Annotated in this window: 21 protein-coding genes and 1 tRNA gene; 5 read left to right on the plus strand and 17 right to left on the minus strand. The window is 45.8% G+C overall.

Annotated elements, in window-relative coordinates:
* From F3F96_RS05275 to F3F96_RS05285, 3 genes are all read left to right on the plus strand, one after another.
* Positions 1-116: IS3 family transposase (locus tag F3F96_RS05275; protein ID WP_176962213.1), on the plus strand; the 116-nt coding region annotated here is incomplete at its 5' end.
* A gap of 63 nt (positions 117-179) precedes the next feature.
* Positions 180-719 (plus strand): serine protease, encoded by a 540-nt coding sequence (locus tag F3F96_RS05280; protein WP_176962214.1) that lies wholly within the window; start codon positions 180-182, stop codon positions 717-719.
* A gap of 414 nt (positions 720-1,133) precedes the next feature.
* A complete protein-coding gene (locus F3F96_RS05285; protein ID WP_176962215.1) occupies positions 1,134-1,322 on the plus strand; it encodes a hypothetical protein in 189 nt (62 codons plus the stop codon).
* A 646-nt stretch (positions 1,323-1,968) separates the two neighbouring features.
* Here F3F96_RS05285 and F3F96_RS05290 read toward each other — a convergent pair.
* The 3 genes from F3F96_RS05290 to F3F96_RS05300 all read right to left on the minus strand — a co-directional run bounded on the left by F3F96_RS05290 (position 1,969) and on the right by F3F96_RS05300 (position 4,694).
* Complete coding sequence (locus tag F3F96_RS05290; protein WP_176962216.1) at positions 1,969-3,681, minus strand: AAA family ATPase; 1,713 nt, start codon at positions 3,679-3,681, stop codon at positions 1,969-1,971.
* Positions 3,682-3,756: 75 nt separating this feature from the next.
* A complete protein-coding gene (locus F3F96_RS05295) occupies positions 3,757-4,275 on the minus strand; it encodes a hypothetical protein (RefSeq protein ID WP_176962217.1) in 519 nt (172 codons plus the stop codon).
* A 230-nt stretch (positions 4,276-4,505) separates the two neighbouring features.
* A complete protein-coding gene (locus F3F96_RS05300; protein WP_176962218.1) occupies positions 4,506-4,694 on the minus strand; it encodes a hypothetical protein in 189 nt (62 codons plus the stop codon).
* 749 nt (positions 4,695-5,443) lie between these two features.
* On the opposite strand from F3F96_RS05300, the gene F3F96_RS05310 reads away from it, so the two are divergent.
* Positions 5,444-6,910 carry a DUF6602 domain-containing protein gene (locus F3F96_RS05310; RefSeq protein ID WP_176962220.1) on the plus strand — a complete coding sequence of 489 codons (1,467 nt, stop codon included), beginning with the start codon at positions 5,444-5,446 and terminating at the stop codon, positions 6,908-6,910.
* A gap of 76 nt (positions 6,911-6,986) precedes the next feature.
* Here the strand turns inward: F3F96_RS05310 and F3F96_RS05315 are convergent, their stop codons facing one another.
* The 12 genes from F3F96_RS05315 to ccoN form a co-directional block, all read right to left on the minus strand.
* A complete protein-coding gene (locus F3F96_RS05315) occupies positions 6,987-7,919 on the minus strand; it encodes a restriction endonuclease (protein ID WP_176962221.1) in 933 nt (310 codons plus the stop codon).
* Between the two features lie 201 nt (positions 7,920-8,120).
* Positions 8,121-9,314: an integrase arm-type DNA-binding domain-containing protein gene (locus F3F96_RS05320; protein WP_176962222.1), complete on the minus strand. Its 1,194-nt coding sequence runs from the start codon at positions 9,312-9,314 to the stop codon at positions 8,121-8,123.
* 181 nt (positions 9,315-9,495) lie between these two features.
* A tRNA-Met gene (locus F3F96_RS05325) sits at positions 9,496-9,572 on the minus strand.
* 32 nt (positions 9,573-9,604) lie between these two features.
* A complete protein-coding gene (ccoS, locus tag F3F96_RS05330) occupies positions 9,605-9,784 on the minus strand; it encodes a cbb3-type cytochrome oxidase assembly protein CcoS (RefSeq protein WP_176962223.1) in 180 nt (59 codons plus the stop codon).
* A gap of 4 nt (positions 9,785-9,788) precedes the next feature.
* Positions 9,789-10,316 carry a hypothetical protein gene (locus F3F96_RS05335; protein ID WP_176962224.1) on the minus strand — a complete coding sequence of 176 codons (528 nt, stop codon included), beginning with the start codon at positions 10,314-10,316 and terminating at the stop codon, positions 9,789-9,791.
* Positions 10,313-12,775, minus strand: a complete 2,463-nt coding sequence (locus F3F96_RS05340) for a heavy metal translocating P-type ATPase (protein WP_176962225.1) — start codon at positions 12,773-12,775, stop codon at positions 10,313-10,315. Before F3F96_RS05340 ends, F3F96_RS05335 begins: the two co-directional genes overlap by 4 nt.
* 16 nt (positions 12,776-12,791) lie before the next feature.
* Positions 12,792-13,289, minus strand: a complete 498-nt coding sequence (locus F3F96_RS05345) for a FixH family protein (protein ID WP_176962226.1) — start codon at positions 13,287-13,289, stop codon at positions 12,792-12,794.
* A 9-nt stretch (positions 13,290-13,298) separates the two neighbouring features.
* Positions 13,299-14,723 (minus strand): cytochrome c oxidase accessory protein CcoG, encoded by a 1,425-nt coding sequence (gene ccoG / locus F3F96_RS05350; RefSeq protein ID WP_176962227.1) that lies wholly within the window; start codon positions 14,721-14,723, stop codon positions 13,299-13,301.
* A gap of 276 nt (positions 14,724-14,999) precedes the next feature.
* Complete coding sequence (ccoP, locus tag F3F96_RS05355; protein WP_176962228.1) at positions 15,000-15,866, minus strand: cytochrome-c oxidase, cbb3-type subunit III; 867 nt, start codon at positions 15,864-15,866, stop codon at positions 15,000-15,002.
* Entirely contained in the window at positions 15,853-16,065 is a 213-nt protein-coding gene (locus tag F3F96_RS05360) for a CcoQ/FixQ family Cbb3-type cytochrome c oxidase assembly chaperone (protein ID WP_370465505.1), read from the minus strand. The genes ccoP and F3F96_RS05360 overlap by 14 nt, the downstream gene beginning before the upstream one ends.
* Positions 16,058-16,699, minus strand: a complete 642-nt coding sequence (gene ccoO / locus F3F96_RS05365; RefSeq protein ID WP_176962229.1) for a cytochrome-c oxidase, cbb3-type subunit II — start codon at positions 16,697-16,699, stop codon at positions 16,058-16,060. The genes F3F96_RS05360 and ccoO overlap by 8 nt, the downstream gene beginning before the upstream one ends.
* Positions 16,700-16,711: 12 nt before the next feature.
* Entirely contained in the window at positions 16,712-18,139 is a 1,428-nt protein-coding gene (gene ccoN, locus F3F96_RS05370) for a cytochrome-c oxidase, cbb3-type subunit I (RefSeq protein ID WP_370465506.1), read from the minus strand.
* 158 nt (positions 18,140-18,297) lie between these two features.
* Here ccoN and F3F96_RS05375 point away from each other — a divergent pair, with 158 nt between their 5' ends.
* Positions 18,298-18,942, plus strand: a complete 645-nt coding sequence (locus tag F3F96_RS05375; RefSeq protein ID WP_176962231.1) for a hypothetical protein — start codon at positions 18,298-18,300, stop codon at positions 18,940-18,942.
* A 279-nt stretch (positions 18,943-19,221) separates the two neighbouring features.
* On the opposite strand, the gene F3F96_RS05380 is transcribed toward F3F96_RS05375, so the two are convergent.
* The gene (locus tag F3F96_RS05380) at positions 19,222-19,404 is read right to left on the minus strand and encodes a hypothetical protein (protein ID WP_176962232.1); all 183 of its coding nucleotides are present in this window, start codon (positions 19,402-19,404) and stop codon (positions 19,222-19,224) included.
* 78 nt (positions 19,405-19,482) lie between these two features.
* Positions 19,483-20,229, minus strand: coding sequence for a sensor histidine kinase (locus F3F96_RS05385; RefSeq protein WP_176962233.1), 747 nt, complete (start codon positions 20,227-20,229; stop codon positions 19,483-19,485).
* Positions 20,230-20,258: the final 29 nt, after the last annotated feature.

Here is a 20,258-nt window from a genome sequence, read left to right on the forward strand (position 1 = left end):
ACATCTTCGACTACATCGAAATGTTCTACAATTCAGTCAGGCAACATGGTTATAATGGCAACTTGTCGCCAATCGAGTTTGAACGGCGATATTATGAAGAGCTCAGAAGTGTCTAGAGAATCGGTAGCGATTCAGATGCATCAAATAGAAACAATATTGATGAATCTATAGTAAGAGTAGTGACACCTGAGGGTGGCGGAACTGGGTTTTACATTAATAAAGATGGATTACTCATCACTAATGCTCATGTCATTGAAAGCTACAATGAAGTAAGAGTTGAATCATTTGCTGGTGGACATTCGATATCATGCCCTGTGGTAAGAAAAGTAGATGACTATGACGTAGCACTAGTTAAATGTGATACTGTTTCTCTGCCAGTTCGCTTACCATGGAAAGGATGGGTGCAACGAGGAGAGTCCGTAAATGCTATTGGAGCGCCATTTGGTAAGCCAGCGATTCTCACTAAAGGTGTTGTTAGCAATCATTTGACAGAAGAAGAGTTAATTCGAAGTGATGTAGAAATTCATCCAGGGAATAGCGGCGGACCTCTGTTTAACTCAAAATGGGAAGCTATAGGCATTACTACGTCTAATTATGCAATCCCCGTAATGGGGCTAGAAGGGGAATCAGTAGATGTGACCGTACCAGGGATAACTAAAGCGATCCCAATACTGCGTGCCCTTAAAGTCTTAAATATAAAAGTCCATCACCGCAAATGAGCCGGCAGTGTAGAAATCCACAATGCTCTTGAGTGCTGGATTCGAGTGCAATCTGCACCAGCAAGTGTCTTCACAACATTTCCTAGTATTTATTGATGCCAGCAGCCTCAATGCTTATTTGCCAGCAATGATCTGAACATTGAAACAGGTGCATTAAAAATATCCCCTAGCTGCCATTTGCCAGTAAATTTAATCTGACATCATTTTCATAAACCGTTCTAGGCAGTACTACCCCAATCAAGGGTGAAGCCTGGCAATTCAGACCCATGGTTTTTTGAGCGTTTTCGGCGACCTTAAAAGGCACCTTCAATTGTTCGTTGTAAAACGACCCTATCCCTATCTTAACGGGTAAATAAAAAAGTACCCGTTACAATTACCCGTTAACTTTACCCGTTCCAGTTTGAAAAATTGGATATGGAAGCCATTCATGACTTTGCTGGCACCTTCAGACAAGCAGGTGCTGGCAAAGCCTCATACCCTCTAAACCCGTTGAAAAATAAAGTGCCAGCACTCGATCCACGACCGCTGGTAAAAAGTGCTGGCACTTTCAGACAAGCGGGTGCTGACAAAGCCTCCTGCCAGCTAATATTCGTTGAAAAATAAGGTGCCAGCACTCGATCCACGACTGTTGGTAAAAAGTGCTGGCACTTTCAGACAACCAGGTGCTGGCAAAGACTCCTGCCTGCTAATATTCGTTGGAAAATAAGGTGCCAGCACTCGATCCACGACTGCTGGTAAAAAGTGCTGGCACTTTCAGACAACCAGGTGCTGGCAAAGACTACTGCCTGCTAATATTCGTTGAAAAATAAGGTGCCAGCACTCGATCCACGACTGCTGGTAAAAAGTGCTGGCACTTTCAGACAAGCAGGCGCTGGCAAAGACTCCTGCCTGCTAATATTCGTTGGAAAATAAGGTGCCAGCACTCGATCCACGACTGCTGGTAAAAAGTGCTGGCACTTTCAGACAAGCAGGTGCTGGCAAAGCCTCCTGCCTGCTAATATTCGTTGGAAAATAAGGTGCCAGCACTCGATCCACGACTACTGGTAAAAAGTGCTGGCACTTTCAGACAAGCAGGTGCTGGCAAGGACTCCTGCCTGCTAATATTCGTTGGAAAATAAGGTGCCAGCACTTTGTTTGTGGCATTTGCTGGCACTATTTCTATTTGGCGCCCATTGAAAAGTCCTACAGCATCAAAAAACGTTGGGAAATGAGGTGCCAGCACATGATTATTGTAAAAAGTGCTGGCAGCTTAATTAAGAATAAACCCGATCCCATTTTGAGATTTAGAGTCGCCCTTCATGCCCAACATTTGAATGGCTGCCAACACATCTGTGTCTTTCAGCTCTAACTGTTCTGAAGTGACCTTTTGTCCTTCAACGCGATTAGCTACTAATGAAATGGACCTCATAATGATCTGCTGCATCCCTCTGATTGAGATCCCATCTACTGACGCAACTATAAAAGGGATATCACCACCTATTTCAGAAAAAAAACACTTGCCCCACCCCTGCTTATTTTCTGCCAGTAAATCTTCATACAAGATCGATGAAATCTGGATTCTTTGCTCTAAGCTTGGAGAAGAAACATTGATAACGTGTGCTCTATCTCTAATCGGTTCAGGCACTCTTTTAATGTTATTTGACGTAGCTGCCCAATTTATGAAACTCGCATCAATTTCAAAGTCGTAGAATTCATCCCTGAACCGTTTAGCACTCATCCGTTCCAGTAAAGTATACAGCGGTTGGGCTGGCGGAAAGTTGTTTGCCCCCTCAATCATTTTATCAATCTCATCCATTATAATTAAACAATTTGGCATCCGGTTTTCTATAAGAAGGTTTGCAACATGGCCCGGCTTTCCCGTCCCCCACCCGCGTGATTGACCAGAAATATCAAACCCATTTGTCAGCTCCGCAGCGCCGATGATCCTATGCTTAACTCCAAACTCTTTAGCCAAATAGTGTAGCGCCGCAGTCTTCCCTACCCCTGGTGGACCATCAAAGATATACATTGAATCAAAGAGTTTCAGAGGTGCTTTAGAACCACCCAACATAGATAGACATAAATTCATTTCGATTTCGTCGGCCAGAGTCGAAAGGTGCGGAAACCTTAATCTGAATTTGACCAACACATCTTTGTAGTTTTTTGGAACCGTTGCTAAAGAGGCCCTGCCGTTAGTGGTGAGCAGGTCTTCTAACAAAGGTATGTAGGCCTCATGATTTTTCTTTTGTGAGTTTCTCAATAAATCAACCAGCTTTTTAACTTCTTTTGAATCACAAAGCTGAATAGAGGGCTCTTTACATTTAACCTTCCTATGAGCAATTGAGGTATCCTTACGAGATCTGAACCCTCCCTGAAATTGCCTCTTATTTTTCACCTCGGATTTGCACCAAAGACATTCTAACTCATACATAAACAATTCATATTCTGATAATATCGCATCATAAATAAGGTCTGTTTTCCCCTTATATTCCGAATTCTTAATTTCTCTTACCAAAAATGATTTATAGCTTTCAAAATTATCTCTGAAAGCATCAAGCAAATTCATATAGGCTCTATCACCTTTAGACACAGTATCTGCAGTAATCCGTTTAGCTGAGATGCTAACTAATTCACTTGCTTGCATTACTACAAAAAGCGATGCAATGGGATAACATCCCTCACCGTCCCATAGAGTTTCTAGCCTCGTATTGAGCATATGCATCCGGTCTTTAAATATCTTTTGGCATAAAGCTTTTGAGGCTGAATCAAAATCATGTTTTAAACTGATATACAGACGGTTTGGAATCAGGGAGGGAAATTCATTCATAACCTGATCATTAACTAGGAATCCATCATCCATTTTAGCAATCTTCTTTATGAGCTGGTCCATGATTTTATTCTGCTTAATCACTGCAACTCGATTCACACGCCTCAGCCTTTCAACGTGTTTGATGAATTCATTTAATTCCTGCTCATAAGACATAACATCTCCCTTACGCAATTAAGGTACAATAAAGCATTAAATTACTACTGGTTGCAGGTGCCTCGGCTATAAAAATCAGCCTGATGTGGCTAGTCTGAAAATCTCCATCCGAATACGGACATCGTTATCCGCCTTATGCTCCGGTAAAATCACATTCCTTAAAGCCTCTTCCTTTAACTGTCGTCTCCACTCACCGCACTCCCAAGAAGTAGAGCTTGGTATTGAATCGGGCCTTTCCTCATTGATTCGAAGCCAAAAATCACGCCACTGTAGTTTTTCTTGAACTCCTGAAGCCTCGAATAACCGATGGCACCAAAAAGAGTCGTAGCTGACGGCATCTGAATAAACCAATCGCTCTGAGAGCTGCTCTAGCATCACAGAAGCCACATAAGACACATCATGACCATGCTCAATTAAAAATGCTCTAGGGATGCCATGAACCAACTCAGATTCCGAATTCCACCAGTCCCATCCCTCCGCAGTCTCAGGGTTAAGCAAAAATGAAGTGACTTTCTCTCCGATGTTCCAGGCCACCTGAATGGGATAACTTTCTTCCTCAAGACCTGATGCTTCAAAATCAAGAATAGTGATCACGCAATAACACCTCCGCCCATATCTTCCAAACAAGGAATAACCAAAATGATTTCTATGTTATTAATTAATGTTGGTAGAAACAGAAACTAGGCCATTGGTTCCTGTTAGATCAGTATATCAAACTAAGCGGGAATGTCAATCGTAAGTTATTAATATATAAAGTATTTTAAGGCACACAAACCATTCACTAGTTACCCACAATTTATCCAGAACTCAAACTGCATACTTAATCATAGCCATTGAAAACATTCTGAGTGCAACTGATATGCGGCATCATAAATTGAGTCAGCAACTTCATCCGAAATCAATTGATTTGCGTCAATTAAAACAGTGTCCAAATCAACCCCTTTACTTATAGCCACATCTAACAATAAAACGTCTGTATCCGGCATTAAGTCATCAAAATCAAAGTTGTTCATTTTGCTCCTTCACTCTCGCGATCAACGCCCGTATATCCTGAACTCTCCAAGCAGTAACTTTCCCATCAATCGTATCAGTCAATTTATATGGCCTTGGGTATTTCTTCGATTTCACCCCTGCCCACCATGTGGATTTTGAAACGGGAAAAACAAGAAGCACTTGTTTGAGCCGCATGAACCCTTCACTGGGCATCTCATACATTTTCCCACTCCATATCGATATGGGTGGCAAAAAGGCACTTCATGCTGAACAGCAACACCTCAAAATTAAGGGTTGATATTATATGCTGTGGATTATTGTGTGGATTCAAGCGGTCAATTAAGGAGAGGAACTCTCTAACCACTGCCAACACACAGGATGTATATCGCGCTTTTTTCATAACGCGCAGAAATATATACACTAATTTTGTAAAACCTCAACGGGATTAGGTTTTACAAAGCTGAAATGATATCTTTTCCTTTCAATTGCAGGTCGTAATGAATGTGACAGCCCATTGTGATAAAGTGGCAGGCTAGCGTAGCCCAAAGTGCACTCTGCTGTTACTGCTATCACCTCCACCGAATTCTTAATGTTCGCTTTCGCCAAATGGACAATCGGCAATCATTCAATATTGATTTATCATTTGCCTTCATGAGTAAGAAGTAATTACTTGCTTCAATTTTTATATAATAACGAAAAGAAGGTATATATAGTAGGGTATACTTGGAACTGCCAGTAGAGCCAGTATCAAAATACCTAAGGAGATCAGATGGCTTTTAAACCAAAGGAGGGAGATGTATTTATCTGTGAAAAGGGCAGCTATGCTAATGTTCGACTTTACCGGACATATAAGAACGCGGGGAAATTGATTGCGTATTATTATGCTCCCCCAAAAAAGCCTGATGATGATCGCTATATAGAATCCTTAATTGATGATCTCGACGGCCCATTTTTTCCAAGTTTTAGTGCTTATGCTATTAGAGGGAATATTCCTTGTGGACTTGATTCTGAACTAAATAGCTATATTAACATTGAAACCTGCCTAAAGAAGATTATTAATGACGCAAAATCTAACCGTATTGAGCTCACATTGGCGGAATCGCGAATTTCAGAATTGACAGGTGAAACCTCGCAAAGGATTTCTGTAGTGCTTAAACTACTGATTGCGGAGAAAATTCAATATCAATTCAGCTCCACCAAACAGAAAGAGTTCATTGAGTTTACAGAAATAAAAATCACTTCGGAAAACAGTAAGAGTTATTACGGATCGCTTGCAAAGGAAATTGCTGTCAAAAGTGAGCAAGTATCTCTCTTAACATCTCATGGCCAAACAGCGGGAAACTATAGGGAGCACATACTTCGGTCACTTCTCAAAAAACACCTTCCTTCGCGTTTTGGCATTGGTACAGGCTTCATTGAAGGTATATCGAGACAGCTTGATATCATTATATATGACAAGGCTAATTTCGCACCCGTTTTCCAAGAATCAGATTTGGTCGTTGTTCACAAAGAGGCTGTCAGAGGAATTATTGAAGTGAAAACCACTTTAGATAGTCAAAAGCTTAGAGATTCATTACAGCTTTTTTATGACATATTTAGATCTGGAACATTTCACCCTAAACTGCCAATATTTAAAGGAATTTATGCTTTCAACACGAATTATGAAAGTACGGAGAATGTTGCCAAGGCAATAAGACGATTTCATATACGACCATACTTTGAAAAAACTATACAAGCCAAAATAACTCGTGATATTCAATATCTATATCAGGAAATTTCGACTGTTTGCGTAATTAATAAGCACTTCTTGTTTACAAAATACTCCCGATTCGGGGAACGTGATAATGGAAACATTGTGCCCACATTATATTCAATTTCAGAAGAAAACGGATTGGATATCCAATCCGCTGCATTTATTGCTTCAATCTTTGACTATCTTGATGGAGATTTTTATTCAAAGAGAACGGCGCAAAAAGGTTTTAACCAATTGATGTCTACTGAATCGGTAAAACTTAAATTTGAGAATTATATTGCTAATCAAGATTGGGTTCCTCGAACTGCCACCCCTGGCGAACATGACTTTAGTCAAGGTGCAATCGCATCCAGGTTGGATAAACTTTCATTGTGGTTTGAGGGCGAAACATCTGCTTCTGAATACATTAAGGATATTGAAAGCAGTGGTTCTGGCGAGGCATTACGACCACCTCCATTCAGCTCCAAGCCAGCGGACAAATAAAGACATCAACAATCCAGTTCTGTCCGGAAGAGGACATTCGGTAAAATTATCTAACGATCCGGAAACTAGCTTCTTGTTAGTTTATTTCTTTAGATGCTCCCAACGAAATATGCATTTCACCAGTTTCATTGATTTTATGAAAAGCCATTTCAACAGGCAAACTCTCAATGTTGAAATTAAACCCTACTGAACTGGCTATATGTTCATCGTGCGAGGTATTCTCATAGTTGTTTATTGTTGAAATAGGCACTTCTTCTATCGTTACTGATAAATCACCAGTAAATAATATTTCTGCGATACGTATTCGACCGACTTCTGACTCCACCACGAAATGACTGTCGTCACTTTCAAATATTACTCTTAGATTTATTTCCTTTGATGCGCCATCCGTATTTAAATCATCGTATAGATTACCTGTTTTATTCACAGCAATTTGCATTGCTTCGCACACCGTTACATGTTGATCTGTCTCTGTTGAAATAAGAATCGGATCACTGGGTTCGACGGCGACTAATCTTTTTTCTAACGCGATCCTATATTTATCAGGAATATCTTTATCAACTAATAAAACCGCATTTTTTAGAATAGCCCCCCGTCTTGTAACCGTCATTTTGTTCGGTAAAAACCAATCACTTATATCTTCCAGATGTGATTCAGTAACGGTGCGTAGTTCTATGCCAGCCTCTTTAGCATATATCGTAGCACTATCTGCAAACCCAGTTGTAGAAACGGCTATAACCTTATTAAAGCCAAATCTATCTCTTCTACCTACTAGTTGTTCAATCCATGCACCAGGAGCGGCACCATGAGAAGGGCGATCTCTACACTCAATAAGCCATTTTAAATTGGTTGAGCCAACCTTCCCTTCTATTTCGATGTCAAACTCTGCTATTTGTACACCATCATCATTAAACACCTTTTCATTCGTTGAAACACTTATCCCCTGAGGTAGAAGAATCTTTTCAATTTGGGCGACAAATCCTTCAAGCAACTTTCCAGAATTCGACATTATCGCCCCCTTTTCTATTTTCAGATGAGTGAGTATCATACATAAATAGCCATTCGTTCCCATTTAACATCACCAATGACCGATTTTGGCTGCCTAAAGTGGTCATTCGTTTAACCACGGCAGGGTGTCACTTTGAATCACAGTTGGGCGCCAACTTTTAGGTTCAGTCTGCATTCAGTCTACGACTGGGCTTTGAGCTAATTAACTAGGCGTATCTCTCAGCTTATCAAGATAATCTGCCCAGAACTGCATCATCGTTTTTCTCTCCTCTAGATGCTCGGCATAATTATATGCTGCTTTTACTTGGTTTCGTTCCAAGTGTGCTAACTGGCGTTCAATCACATCACTAGGCCAGCCTTCTTCATGTAGACGTGTTGAGGCCATAGCTCTAAAACCATGGCCACAAATCTCATCCTTTTCATAACCCAATCTTCTCAAGGCGGCATTGACTGTGTTTTCTGACATAGGACGATCTTTAGTACGAATGCCTGGAAAAACATATTTGCAATGCCCTGTAACAACATGCAATTTACGCAGAACAATAATCACTTGTTCAGCTAATGGTACCAGGTGACGATCATCCATTTTCATCTTCTGACCAGGTATAGACCACATGCCTGCATCAAGATCAAATTCAGACCATTCAGCATGCCGTAACTCCCCTGGTCGCACAAATAAATACGGTGCCATACGCAATGCGCAAGTAACAACAAAGGTTCCTTCGTAACCTTCTATAACTCTAAGCAACTGCCCAATCTGCTTAGGCTCAATAATTGTGGCCATTTTTTTTGATTTTCTTGCAGTCAGAGCATCTATCAAATTAGTAGTTGGATCATATTCAATGCCATGTTTTTTTCCATACTTTACAACTGCGAATCGAAAAACTCGGCTACAAAGGCTTTTCACCTTATGCATAGTTTCAATATATGATTGTTTCTCAATCTTCTCTAGCATCTCTAAAACCATTGGAGAATCGACTTGAGCTATGGGGTAGCTCCCAATTACGGGAAAAACATACATCTCTAAACGACGCCAAATTTTTGCAGCATACTCGTCAGATAATTCGTTTGATTTCTTTTGATGCCATTTAGTTGCAACCTCCTTAAATGTAGGGCAATCAACTGGGCCATTCTTTTTTTTCAGAAGAACTGGGTCCTCACCATCATCAAGTTGCTTTCTTGCGGCGTCTTTTTTCTGCCGAGCTTCTTTTAAACTTACCTTCGGATACACGCCAAGTGCTAATGTCTTACGCCTTCCATTATAAGTGTAGTCCAAACGCCAATACTTACTTTTGAGGGTAACTAAGAGATACATGTTGTCACTATCGGCAAGTTTTATTTGTTTCTTGCCTGCAGGGACCTTTGATTTTTTACATTTAATATCTGTTAAAGCCATGATCACCCCCTAGTATGATAACGGTATAAATATCACCCTATCATCAAATACCGTTGGATATACCGTACAACTCAACGGTATTTGATTGGATTCAATTGGACTGCATTGGACACAATGTAATAAAAAAAGCCTGCAACCACAAGGGTTACAGGCTTATATTGGACCGTATTGGACACTAGTTTGGTGGCGCTTCAGGGACTCGAACCCCGGACACCCGGATTATGATTCCGGTGCTCTAACCAGCTGAGCTAAAGCGCCTTCTGATGAGGCGCGGATTATAGGAAGCCAATTCACTTTGGCAAGTCATCAACTCGATCTTTTTTCTCCGGCATATCATCATCATCGAGAATACGGTGGGCAGGCCCCTCCATATCATCATATTGACCACTTTTTACAGCCCAGAAAAAGACCAGGACACCAACTAGGCCCAATACAATCATGGCGGGAATCAATCCGAAAATCACATCCATAGCTCTATCCTGCAGTCTCCGGGTCTATTCGAATAGCCTCATATTTCTCCGGTGGTGTAAATTTAACTGCAAGCCAATCCGGTACTTTGCCACTGTTGATCAGGTGATAACCTCCTGCTTCGAGCACCACAGTTGCCATTACTGCCAGCAGTGTGGGCACAACGGCTACCCGTGAAATAGCCGTAAACATAATCTCGGCCATTTTTGCATCATTGGCACTTAAGCTGATCAGCCAGGCCACAGCCACCAGAAGTGCGGTCACAACGTAACCGATCATCAGAAACTGACAGCGCCTGAATGAGAGACGCCAGTGCATCTCGACAAACCAGTCGTCCTGTTTGCGGGAACGCCTGTAGATATAGGCTATGACAGCCAGAGAGCAGAGCAGCGGAATCAGAAATCCGTACATGCCCACATCCAGCACTATAGCTGCCGGTGTTAGCAGTAAATTAAAGAGCAGGATATTTAGTACAAACAGGTTATGCGGAACACGTGCTCGGCGCTTCTCCTCTTCGCTGATCTCAAAATTCATGTTGAAGAGCTCCCTACTCGCCTGCGAATCAGAATAGCGTTACCAATCACCAGCAGTGAGCTGATCGGCATGGCAATCGCTGCAAAGACCGGGGTCACCATCGCAGCCATGGCGGCCGGCACCAGAATCAGGTTATAGGTCAGTGAAATACCGATATTCTGACGAATCGTGGCGAGTGTTCTCTCTGCCAGCGATATGGCAAAACCGACACGACTCAGATCACTACCAACCAGCACGATATCGGAGCACTCCATCGAGACATCCATGCCCGACCCCATCGCCATGCTGACATCTGCACGTGCCAGTGCAGGCGCATCATTCACCCCATCACCGATCATCAACACCTTTTCTCCCTGCTGCTGCAGAGCACGGATCTCTGCCTCTTTATCTTCAGGCATCAGCTCCGCTTTTACCACCATCTCACCCAACTTCACTTTCAGACTATTACCCGCCTCTCTGGAGTCACCGGTCAAGACAGTAATACCAAACCCCTGCGCTCTAAGCAGTGCCACCAATTCAGGCGCCTGATCACGGATTCGATCCTGCATATGAATCAGTCCGGCCAGCACTCCATCCACGGCCACAAACAGGGCCACACCCATACCTGACTCAATCTGTTGCTGCTGGCTCTGCATAAACTCATCAATCTCGGCACCGGCACGTAACATCAAGCGAGCATTACCGATCACCACAGCCCGCCCATCCACCTCACCACTCACGCCCAGTCCCGATTCGGAGATAAATGATCTGCAGCTTAAGCGTGCAGTTTTGTGTTCAGCGCAAATTGCGGAAGCCAGCGGATGGCGCGAATGGCTTTCAACAGCGGCAGCCAGAGAGATCAATCGTTCAGGCTCAAAACCGTTGCTCGTTGAAATATTTGCCACCCGCATCCTGCCCTCGGTAAGTGTGCCGGTTTTATCAAACACCACATGTGTGATTGATGCCAGTGACTCCAGCGCCTGACCATGACGAACCAGTACACCGCGTTTGGCTCCAACTCCTACACCAACAGCGATACCCATCGGTGTCGCCAGCCCCAGGGCACATGGGCATGTGATAATCAGCACCGAGACTGCAGCCAGCAGAGCTGTATCAAAATCGTCTCTAAGCCAGTAGAGGAAGGTGATCAATGCCAACCCCAGGGTTATGGCAACAAACCATGGCACAATGCGATCTGCAAGCTGCTGCACCGCTGCCTTGGAGCCCTGAGCCTCCTCCACCAGAGCAACAATACGGGCAAGCGTGGTATCTGCACCAATCAAGCTGACTTCAACAGTCAGTGAGCCATCGACATTGATCGAACCGGCCACCACAGAAGCGCCCTTCTCTTTTTGCAATGGTCTGGACTCGCCACTGAGCATCGATTCATCGACATAGGATTCACCAGACAAAACAACACCATCAGCAGGCACCTTTTCTCCCGGCCGTACCAGTACCCGATCACCGACCTGCAATTTACGCACTGATATACGCTCTTCTCCCTCCCCACCATCCACCAATCCATCAAGCAGACGCGTAGCAAGTCTGGGTTGCAACTCCAGCAGACGCAGAGCGGCAGAAGATGCATTACGTTTGGAGAGCCCCTCCAGATATCGGCCAATGAGAATCACAAACAGGAATGTAACGACCGTATCAAAATAGACTTCACCGCTTGCCTGCACCAGAACCCAGCAGGAGTAGGCATAGGTGCTCAGTGAACCGATGCTGATCGGCAGATCCATGGTCAACCGCCACTGTTGCAGCCCCAGCAGTGCAGAGCGGAAAAATGGCCAACCGGAGTAGAGCAGCACCGGCGTGGCGATAAAGAAGCTAACCAGTTGGAAGAACGCTTTATGCCCCTGATCAATACCTGAGAAATCACCGGCATAGAGTGCAATAGAGATCCACATGATATTCATCGCACCGAAACCGGCAAAAGCCATGCGGAAGAGCAGTGAGCGGTTTCTACGCTGCAGCGATCCTTCAGCTGCTTCGGCATTAAACGGGGCAGCTGCATAACCCAAACTGCCCAGCCGTACCATGATGGCAGAGAGTTTCACGTTATTGCTATCCCAGCGCAGATTCAGACGCTGATGCGCCAGATTCACCTCGGCCAGATCAATACCGGGCATGGCTGCAAGCCCCTTCTCAATTAACCAGACACAGGCTGCGCAGTGAATACCCTCCACCAGCAGATGTGCCTGCTTTCTTCCCTCGCCAAAATCACGTACAAATTCGCTCTGCAACTCAGGCAGATCATACTGCTCAAGATCAGCGACCTGCTCAGGTGGTGGTTCCTCAGCGCTCTGGTAGTTCAGGCGGGAGTAAAAAGCGTCCAGACCCGATTCATGAATCACCTGACAGACTGTCAGGCAACCCACGCAGCAGAAGCTGTGCTTTTCTCCATTAATTTCGACCTCACATCCCGAATGTTCCGATACCGGCAGGCCACAGTGGAAACAGGGGGTTGTCTGACTCATAAGCGTGAGTTCTGGATCAGTTGCCTACAAATATGCGTTGCACCACATCAAACTGTTTTCCATCTGCCTGAATCTGGGCAATCAGATCCCAGGTTCCCGGCAGAGGAAAACTGGCAACGACACTAAAAGAGCCGGGATCACGCTGTTGCATGGTTAGCTTGAAATCAGCGTTGGCATCACTTGGACGGTAAGCGTAGAGAGTGACTGAAGCGCTGCTGACAGGTTTACCACTCTCCATCACCGCATAGAGGCGATAGGTCTGGGACTGCCCCACCACAGGCTTGTCCGGCGTCATCAGATTCAATCGCCACTGCGGCAGATTCTTCTGCTCAGGTGTTTTGTTAAAGTAGTTGCTGCCCTTCTCATAATAATCTTCAGAGACAAGACCCGGACTGGTTTGACCGGCAATCACCGCCATCCATATCGTGGCTGCCAGCGCAGCACCCACCAGCCCCAGAATACCGAGGAACCACGGGTTTCTGAAATCCTCTTTCAAATGCAGTTCTGCTGCCATAAAACGCTCCTATCTGCCTTTTGGACCGACGAACACCGAATCATAGGTTACGGTAATATCCGGCTGTGTGATACCCTGAATGGTTAACCGCACATCGCTGTTTTCCTGCTTCAGGCTGTCGCGATTCGCGAGCAGGAAGATACTGAACGGTACCAGTTTACCGGCTTTCAGGGTGATATCTCTGAAATATGCCTCATCCACCAGTCGGATATTTCCTGAAGCGCTCTGCACCGTCAGGCTGACGCGCTGATCGGTCTCAAGTTTATTCACAGCCTTGATGGTATACTTATTCTGAATCGAACCGTCAGACATACGCATAAACAGCGGCTGGCGAGAGTGTACGATAGATAGCTCAACCGGTGGAATGGTTGCCAGACCATAGATAATACCAGCTACGGCCAGCATGAAGATGGTGGTATATGTAATCACGCGTGGACGCCGGAACAGTGGCGGAAGCTTCTCCCCCTCCATCTCCTTCTGCGAGAGATAACGGATCAGGCCTCGGGGTTTACCCACCCTGTCCATAATCGAATCACAAGCATCTATGCACATGCCACAGGTGATGCAGCCTTCACTTAACCCTTCACGAATATCCACGCCGGTCGGGCATACTCCCACGCACACCTTGCAGTCGATACAGTCTCCATTGGCGCTCTGCTGCTTGCCTTTCACCTTACCGCGCGGCTCGCCACGGTGGTAATCATAGGTTGGCAGAATCGAGTCCTTATCCACCATCACGCTCTGAATGCGTGCATAGGGGCAGAGCCAGAAGCAGACCTGCTCGCGCATAAAACCGGCAAGAATGTAGGTGCCAGCAATAAACAGACCCAGCACAACCCAGCCGACAAGTGAAGCAGAGAGGGTGAGGTAGTCATGCCACAATGCAAATGCGTTGGTAAAATAGGCGGAAAAGGTGATGCCTGTAAGTGTTGCAATCAGAATCCACAAGCTATGTTTTATAACTTTTTTGCGAATTTTATCTGCTGACCACGGCGCCTTATCAAGCTTGCGACGCTGGATGGCATTGCCTTCGATCTTATCTTCAATAAAGGTGAAAATATCAGTCCAGACGGTCTGGAAACAGAAATAACCACAGAACAGACGCCCTGCCACTGCGGTTACACCAAACAGCGTAATCGCCAGCATGATCAACACGAGAGAGAGCATCCAGATATCCTGCGGCCAGATGGTGATGCCAAAGAGATAAAATTTACGCCCGGGAATATCAAACAAAAGCGCCTGATGACCATTCCACTGCAGATAAGGGCCGATAAAGAAGAGCAGCCAGCTACTCATGCTCAACCATTTCAGATTGCGAAAACGACCCGGCATACGCTTGGCATGGATTGTCTCGCCACCGGTGTTTACATGGTAGTGCAACGTGTCGGCATAGAGATCGTCGATGTTGTTACTGACCGGCTTGTTTTCGCTCATGATCTCCTCCGCAGAAGTTTCAGGTAGCACACCCCTCCTCACTGCAGGAGGGATGACTTACCTGTTTAGCAATAAACAAATAGTTTGCTTGTTACTGTTCATCTTTTGAGTTGATGATTTTATAAAACCAAACCATCCCGTAGATCAGAATAGCCAATACGAAGACCATGCTGATGAGTACACCAATTTCTACTGCATCCATGTGACTCTCCTCTGAATCGTTTCAATCAAGCCAGACAGTTGCAGGGGAGAGGGAACCCTCCCCTGCTTTGGCCATTATTTACCACCGCCCATTGCATGAACCTTGATGGCCAGTATCTTGATCTGCTCAGGCGTCAGTTTGACTCCAAAAGCAGGCATGATCGCACTGCGTGTCTCAGCCACATCCTCCTGATTCACACCGTAACGGATGGTTCTCAGCACCGCTTCACGACTGCCGCCGAAGCGCCACACCTGATCGGTAAGGTTGGCTGCACCTGAATATGTGTCGTCATTAAGTGCACCACCTTTGGCGTTATCACCATGACATCCCATGCATCCAGCCTCTTCGAAAAGTGCCCAACCCTCTTGCGTCGCTTCACCTTTGGGCAGCGCCACAACAAAATCAGTCAGCTTTTCGATCTGATCAGTTTCCAGCATATCGGCATGAGCAGGCATATCAGCCATTCGCCCATCAGTAATGGTCTCTATGATCGTGTCGATATCGCCACCAAAGAGCCAGTCATCATCCGCCAGCACAGGGAAGAGCCCTTCTGCACCCTCACCACCGGCACCATGACAGGCCGCACAGCTATCGCCGTAGACCGCCTTGGCCGCCGACTCGGCAAAATTACGCAGTTCAGCATCGGCCATAATCTCGCCAGCGCTCATCGCTTTGAGTTTGGCCATGTAAGGCGCTTTGATTGCCTCATTCTCGACCACCGCTTCCTTAAACTCTTTGATTTGAGTCCAGCCCAGCAGCCCTTCATTGGAGCCGTTGATCAGCGGAATGGATGGGTAGAGCAGGAAGTAGATGATGCACCAGATCCAGCCGATGTGGAACGAGATCAACCACCAGCGCGGAGGCGGATTGGTCAACTCGCGGATACCATCCCACTCATGTCCGGTATCCTGAGGTTTATTGGATTGATTATGCTTGTCCATGTCTCTCCTCCCGGTCGAGTTCCATATCATCTTCGTGATTGACGAAATCACGATGCTGTTCAAATTTATCGCGGTTAGCTGGCTTAAGAATGGTGAAATAAGCCGCTATCATGAGACCTGCAATGACCAAAAGAATGGTCAGTCCGGTCCAGTCGGTGGTGGTCATAGCAGACCAGTCGGTCGAGAAGAAATCACTCACGATAATCCCTCCCTTCCTGGAATTTCACCATCGTTCCGAGTACCTGCAGATAGGCGACAATGGCATCCATCTCGGTTTTGCCTTTCACCGCCTCAGCAGCACCGGCAAAATCAGCCTCTGTATAGGGCACTCCGACTGCAGCCAGTGCACGCAGTTTGCGCTCGGTCAGGCTATGATCGACAATGTTTTCAGCCAGGAACGGATAGCCGGGCATCACCGATTCAGGTACCAGCGAGCGTGGAGCTTTCAGATGCTGGATCTGCCACTCATCAGAGTATTTACCACCCACACGGGCCACATCAGGGCCAGTGCGTTTGGAACCCCACTGGAACGGATGATCAAATTTCGACTCCGCCGCCAGTGAGTAGTGACCATAACGCTCTTTCTCATCACGGAACGGACGAATCATCTGTGAATGGCAGAGGTAGCAGCCTTCACGCACATAGATATCGCGCCCCTCCTGTTCCAGAGCGGTGTAAGGACGAATGCCGTCCTCCTCCTTGTTGAGCTTTTCAATGGTGTTATCGAGATAGTAGAGCGGCACGATCTCGACAATACCTGCTACCGATACCACCAGTGCAATCATGAGGAGCAGAGCCCAGACATTTTTTTCGAGTTTTTCCTGAAATGACATCTGAATACCCCCTTAAGCCTTAGCTGCCGCAGCTGCAGAAGCAGGCTGACGGGAACCACTGATTGTCTTGATAATATTGTAGAGCATGATGAGAGAGCCCAGCAGTACCAGCACACCACCAATAGAGCGCAGTGCATAGTACGGATGCATCGCTGATACGGTTTCAGCAAAGGTGTAGACCAGATTGCCGTAATCGTCTGTGGCACGCCACATCAGCCCCTGCATGATACCCGATACCCACATCGCACAGATGTAGATGATGGTGCCGATGGTATGAATCCAGAAGTGTGTATTAACCAGACTCACCGAGTAGATCTCGCGACCCCAGAGTCTGGTAACCATATGGTAGATCGCACCGATGGAGACCATCGCTACCCAACCCAGAGCACCGGAGTGCACATGACCAATGGTCCAGTCAGTGTAGTGAGAGAGTGCGTTAACGGTCTTGATCGACATCACAGGGCCTTCGAAGGTGGACATGGCATAAAATGCCAGTGAGACCACAAGGAAGCGCAACACATAATCGTCACGCAATTTGTTCCATGCTCCAGAGAGGGTCATCACACCATTAATCGCGCCACCCCATGATGGAATGATCATCGCCATCGATACGGCCGCACCGAGTGAACCGGTCCAATCCGGTAGTGCTGTGTACTGCAGATGATGCGCACCGAGCCAGACATAACCGAATGAGAGTGCCCAGAAGTGCAATACAGAGAGTCGATAGGAGAATACCGGACGATTGGCCTGTTTCGGTACGAAGTAATACATAATGCCGAGGAAACCGGCAGTCAGGAAGAAGCCCACCGCATTATGGCCCCACCACCACTGAATCATGGCATCGTGAACACCGGAGTAGATGGAGTAGGAGTGTGTAAGGGTAACCGGAACAGCCAGCGAGTTGACCACATGCAGGATGGTGATCATCACCATCATCGAGAGGAAAAACCAGTTGGCTACGTAGATATGGGATACCTTGCGATTGACGATGGTCATGATGAAATTAAAAGTGAAAGCCAGCCAAACCACTGCAATAGCAACATCAATAGGCCAGATCAGTTCGGCATACTCCTTACCCTGAGTCAGACCCAGCGGGAAGGTAATAACGGCGGAAACGATAATCGCGTTCCAACCCCAGAAGGTGAACCAGGCCAGTTTATCACTCCACAGACGCACGTGACACGTTCGCTGCACTATATAATAGGCTGTCGCCATCAAGGTTGAACCACCAAAGGCAAAGATAACGGCATTGGTATGCAGTGGTCTTAACCGACCAAAGCTGATGTAGGGATTATCAAAGTTAAGTTCGGGAAATGTAAGCTCCCAGGCAATAAAATCTCCAACCAGCGCACCTACCACAAGGTAGACTACTGCAGCCAGGGAGAACCATTTTACAACGGTAAAGCTGTACTCTTGTTCGTCGGGTTTTTCTCCAGACACGGCTATCCTCCTATTCTTTCTCATAAAATCGTGATGCAGATCACAATTAGCGCAACATAATATTATTATTTTATAATATTGTCAATAACTGATTTTAATGTTACTATGTCGCTACCGGTTAGGATAACAGGGTTATGAGAGCAAAAAGAGAGGACATAATGTCGCACCCAGAGAAAAAACCGATCAAACATCTTGGACTGAAACTGTTTGCGGCAACGCTTCTACTTACAGCTGCACTGTTTGTATGGACTAGCTCCAACCATAAAAGCGATCACCTCTCACAGGAGACCTGGGTAGATGCTGGCGGTCAATTGCATCTGCTTGGAATCACACTGGGTAAAACCGTACTGCGAGATGCAGAGATCGCTCTGAAGAGCCGCAGTGATATCGCCCTCTATATATATCCTGAAGAGCATGCCGAAGCTGGACTGAAACTGGAGGCGTATTTTCCGGCCATTGCCGATCACAGCAAGGTAATCATGGAGTTGCATGCAGATGAGATAATCCTGAAACAGATTCAGCAACGCAGTACCCTGCCCCACCTCTACCCCAACAAGGTAGCGCGCATGAATCTGCACCCGGAAGACCTGGGGCTCGCCCAGCAATTGATTGTGAAGAATCTAACGCTGATCCCCAGCATCACGATCACACCGGAAACACTTAAAGGCCGCTTTGGCGAACCTTCAACGATTAATAGCAGCGAAGATGGTACGACCTACTATCACTTCGCTGCCATTGGCCTGAAAGCCACACTGAAAGCTGAGGATGCAACACATCTCTATTTTACAAATCCGAACCAGTAAATAGACCAGAGCGCCTTGTGACAGGCATCGCATCGTTGGCAAAGCCAGTGCAATAACGTTGGCCCATCTTTATTAAAGGAGCCAACTCATGGATCACTCATTCACTAAAAAAATTCGCCCTGTTCTGATAAAAAACAGCCCTGTAGTCATAGCCACAGCGCTCTATCTTGTGATTTTCACAACCAATATTTAATTACTATTGAAGAGATAAATGCAGCGGTTAGAGCAGGAGCCCCCTACCTTTTGTTCTTGATCTACAGTATCTATTAATTAATGGGTCTAGCTGCTCTTGATTCCTTTAATGACCTCATCGGTGCCAATCCTCAACTTCAGCCAGCTGGCCCACTTTTCGGCATCGTCCCGGCTTGTAAAAATGGCAGACTGAAGTGAATGCTTGCTGGATCGAACCTCTGCCTGATAGCGGAGGGCGCCGTTCTCTTTGAGTTCCGTAATCGTGATCATTCCTAAACTCCTCCATGGCGAGAGTAACCATTTGAATGACAGGCACAAAAGCAATCTGCATATGATAAAGCAAGATCACTACATATTCAGTTCAGGCATCAGGGGAAGCAGAATGATAAATTCTGCACCTTCACCCACCGGGCTTGCCACTTCCATGGTGCCACCATGTTTCTCCACAACATCAAAAACATTAGCCAGGCCAAAGCCGTTTCCGTCCTCTTTAGTGGTAAAGGTAGGTTCACATATCTGATTGATAACATCAGCAGCGATACCCGGACCGTTATCTTTCACCCTCAACTCAGCCCAGGGATAGTATTTATTCAGAGACACCAGAATCGAACCATGATTACCGTGACCTATCGCTTCAATCGCATTTTTAAGAAGATTTAACACCACCTGATAGAGCTGACCATGATCACCGAGAATGTGAATAGCCTCAGCCGGGTGCTGCCAATCAATAGTAATCTCTGCTGGAATCATCGGTCTGGTAAGTGAGATCGATTCATTGATCGAATCTGCAATATCAACAATGCCAAGGTGATCTTCAGAGTTGTTGGCAAAGGTAAGAATGCGCTCAATCAGACCATTGGTGCGTTCAATCGTTTGATCAATGGCATTGAGATGACTGTGAATAGATCGATCATCACTGCGTCTCTTGATCATGGCTGATGCTGTGACAACAATATGCAGTGAATTACGGATATCATGAACAATGGCTTGGGTAAAATGGCCCAGAGAGCTCATCTTCTCAGCATGAACTTCGTGTCTGTCCTCACTCTTCTCTTCACCCTTAGCCGGTGAACTGATGCGCTTAATCACTGCCATCTCCCCCAACATCCTGCTGAATGGACGGA

The sequence above is a fragment of the Mariprofundus sp. NF genome (assembly GCF_013387455.1).
Classification (GTDB): domain Bacteria; phylum Pseudomonadota; class Zetaproteobacteria; order Mariprofundales; family Mariprofundaceae; genus Mariprofundus.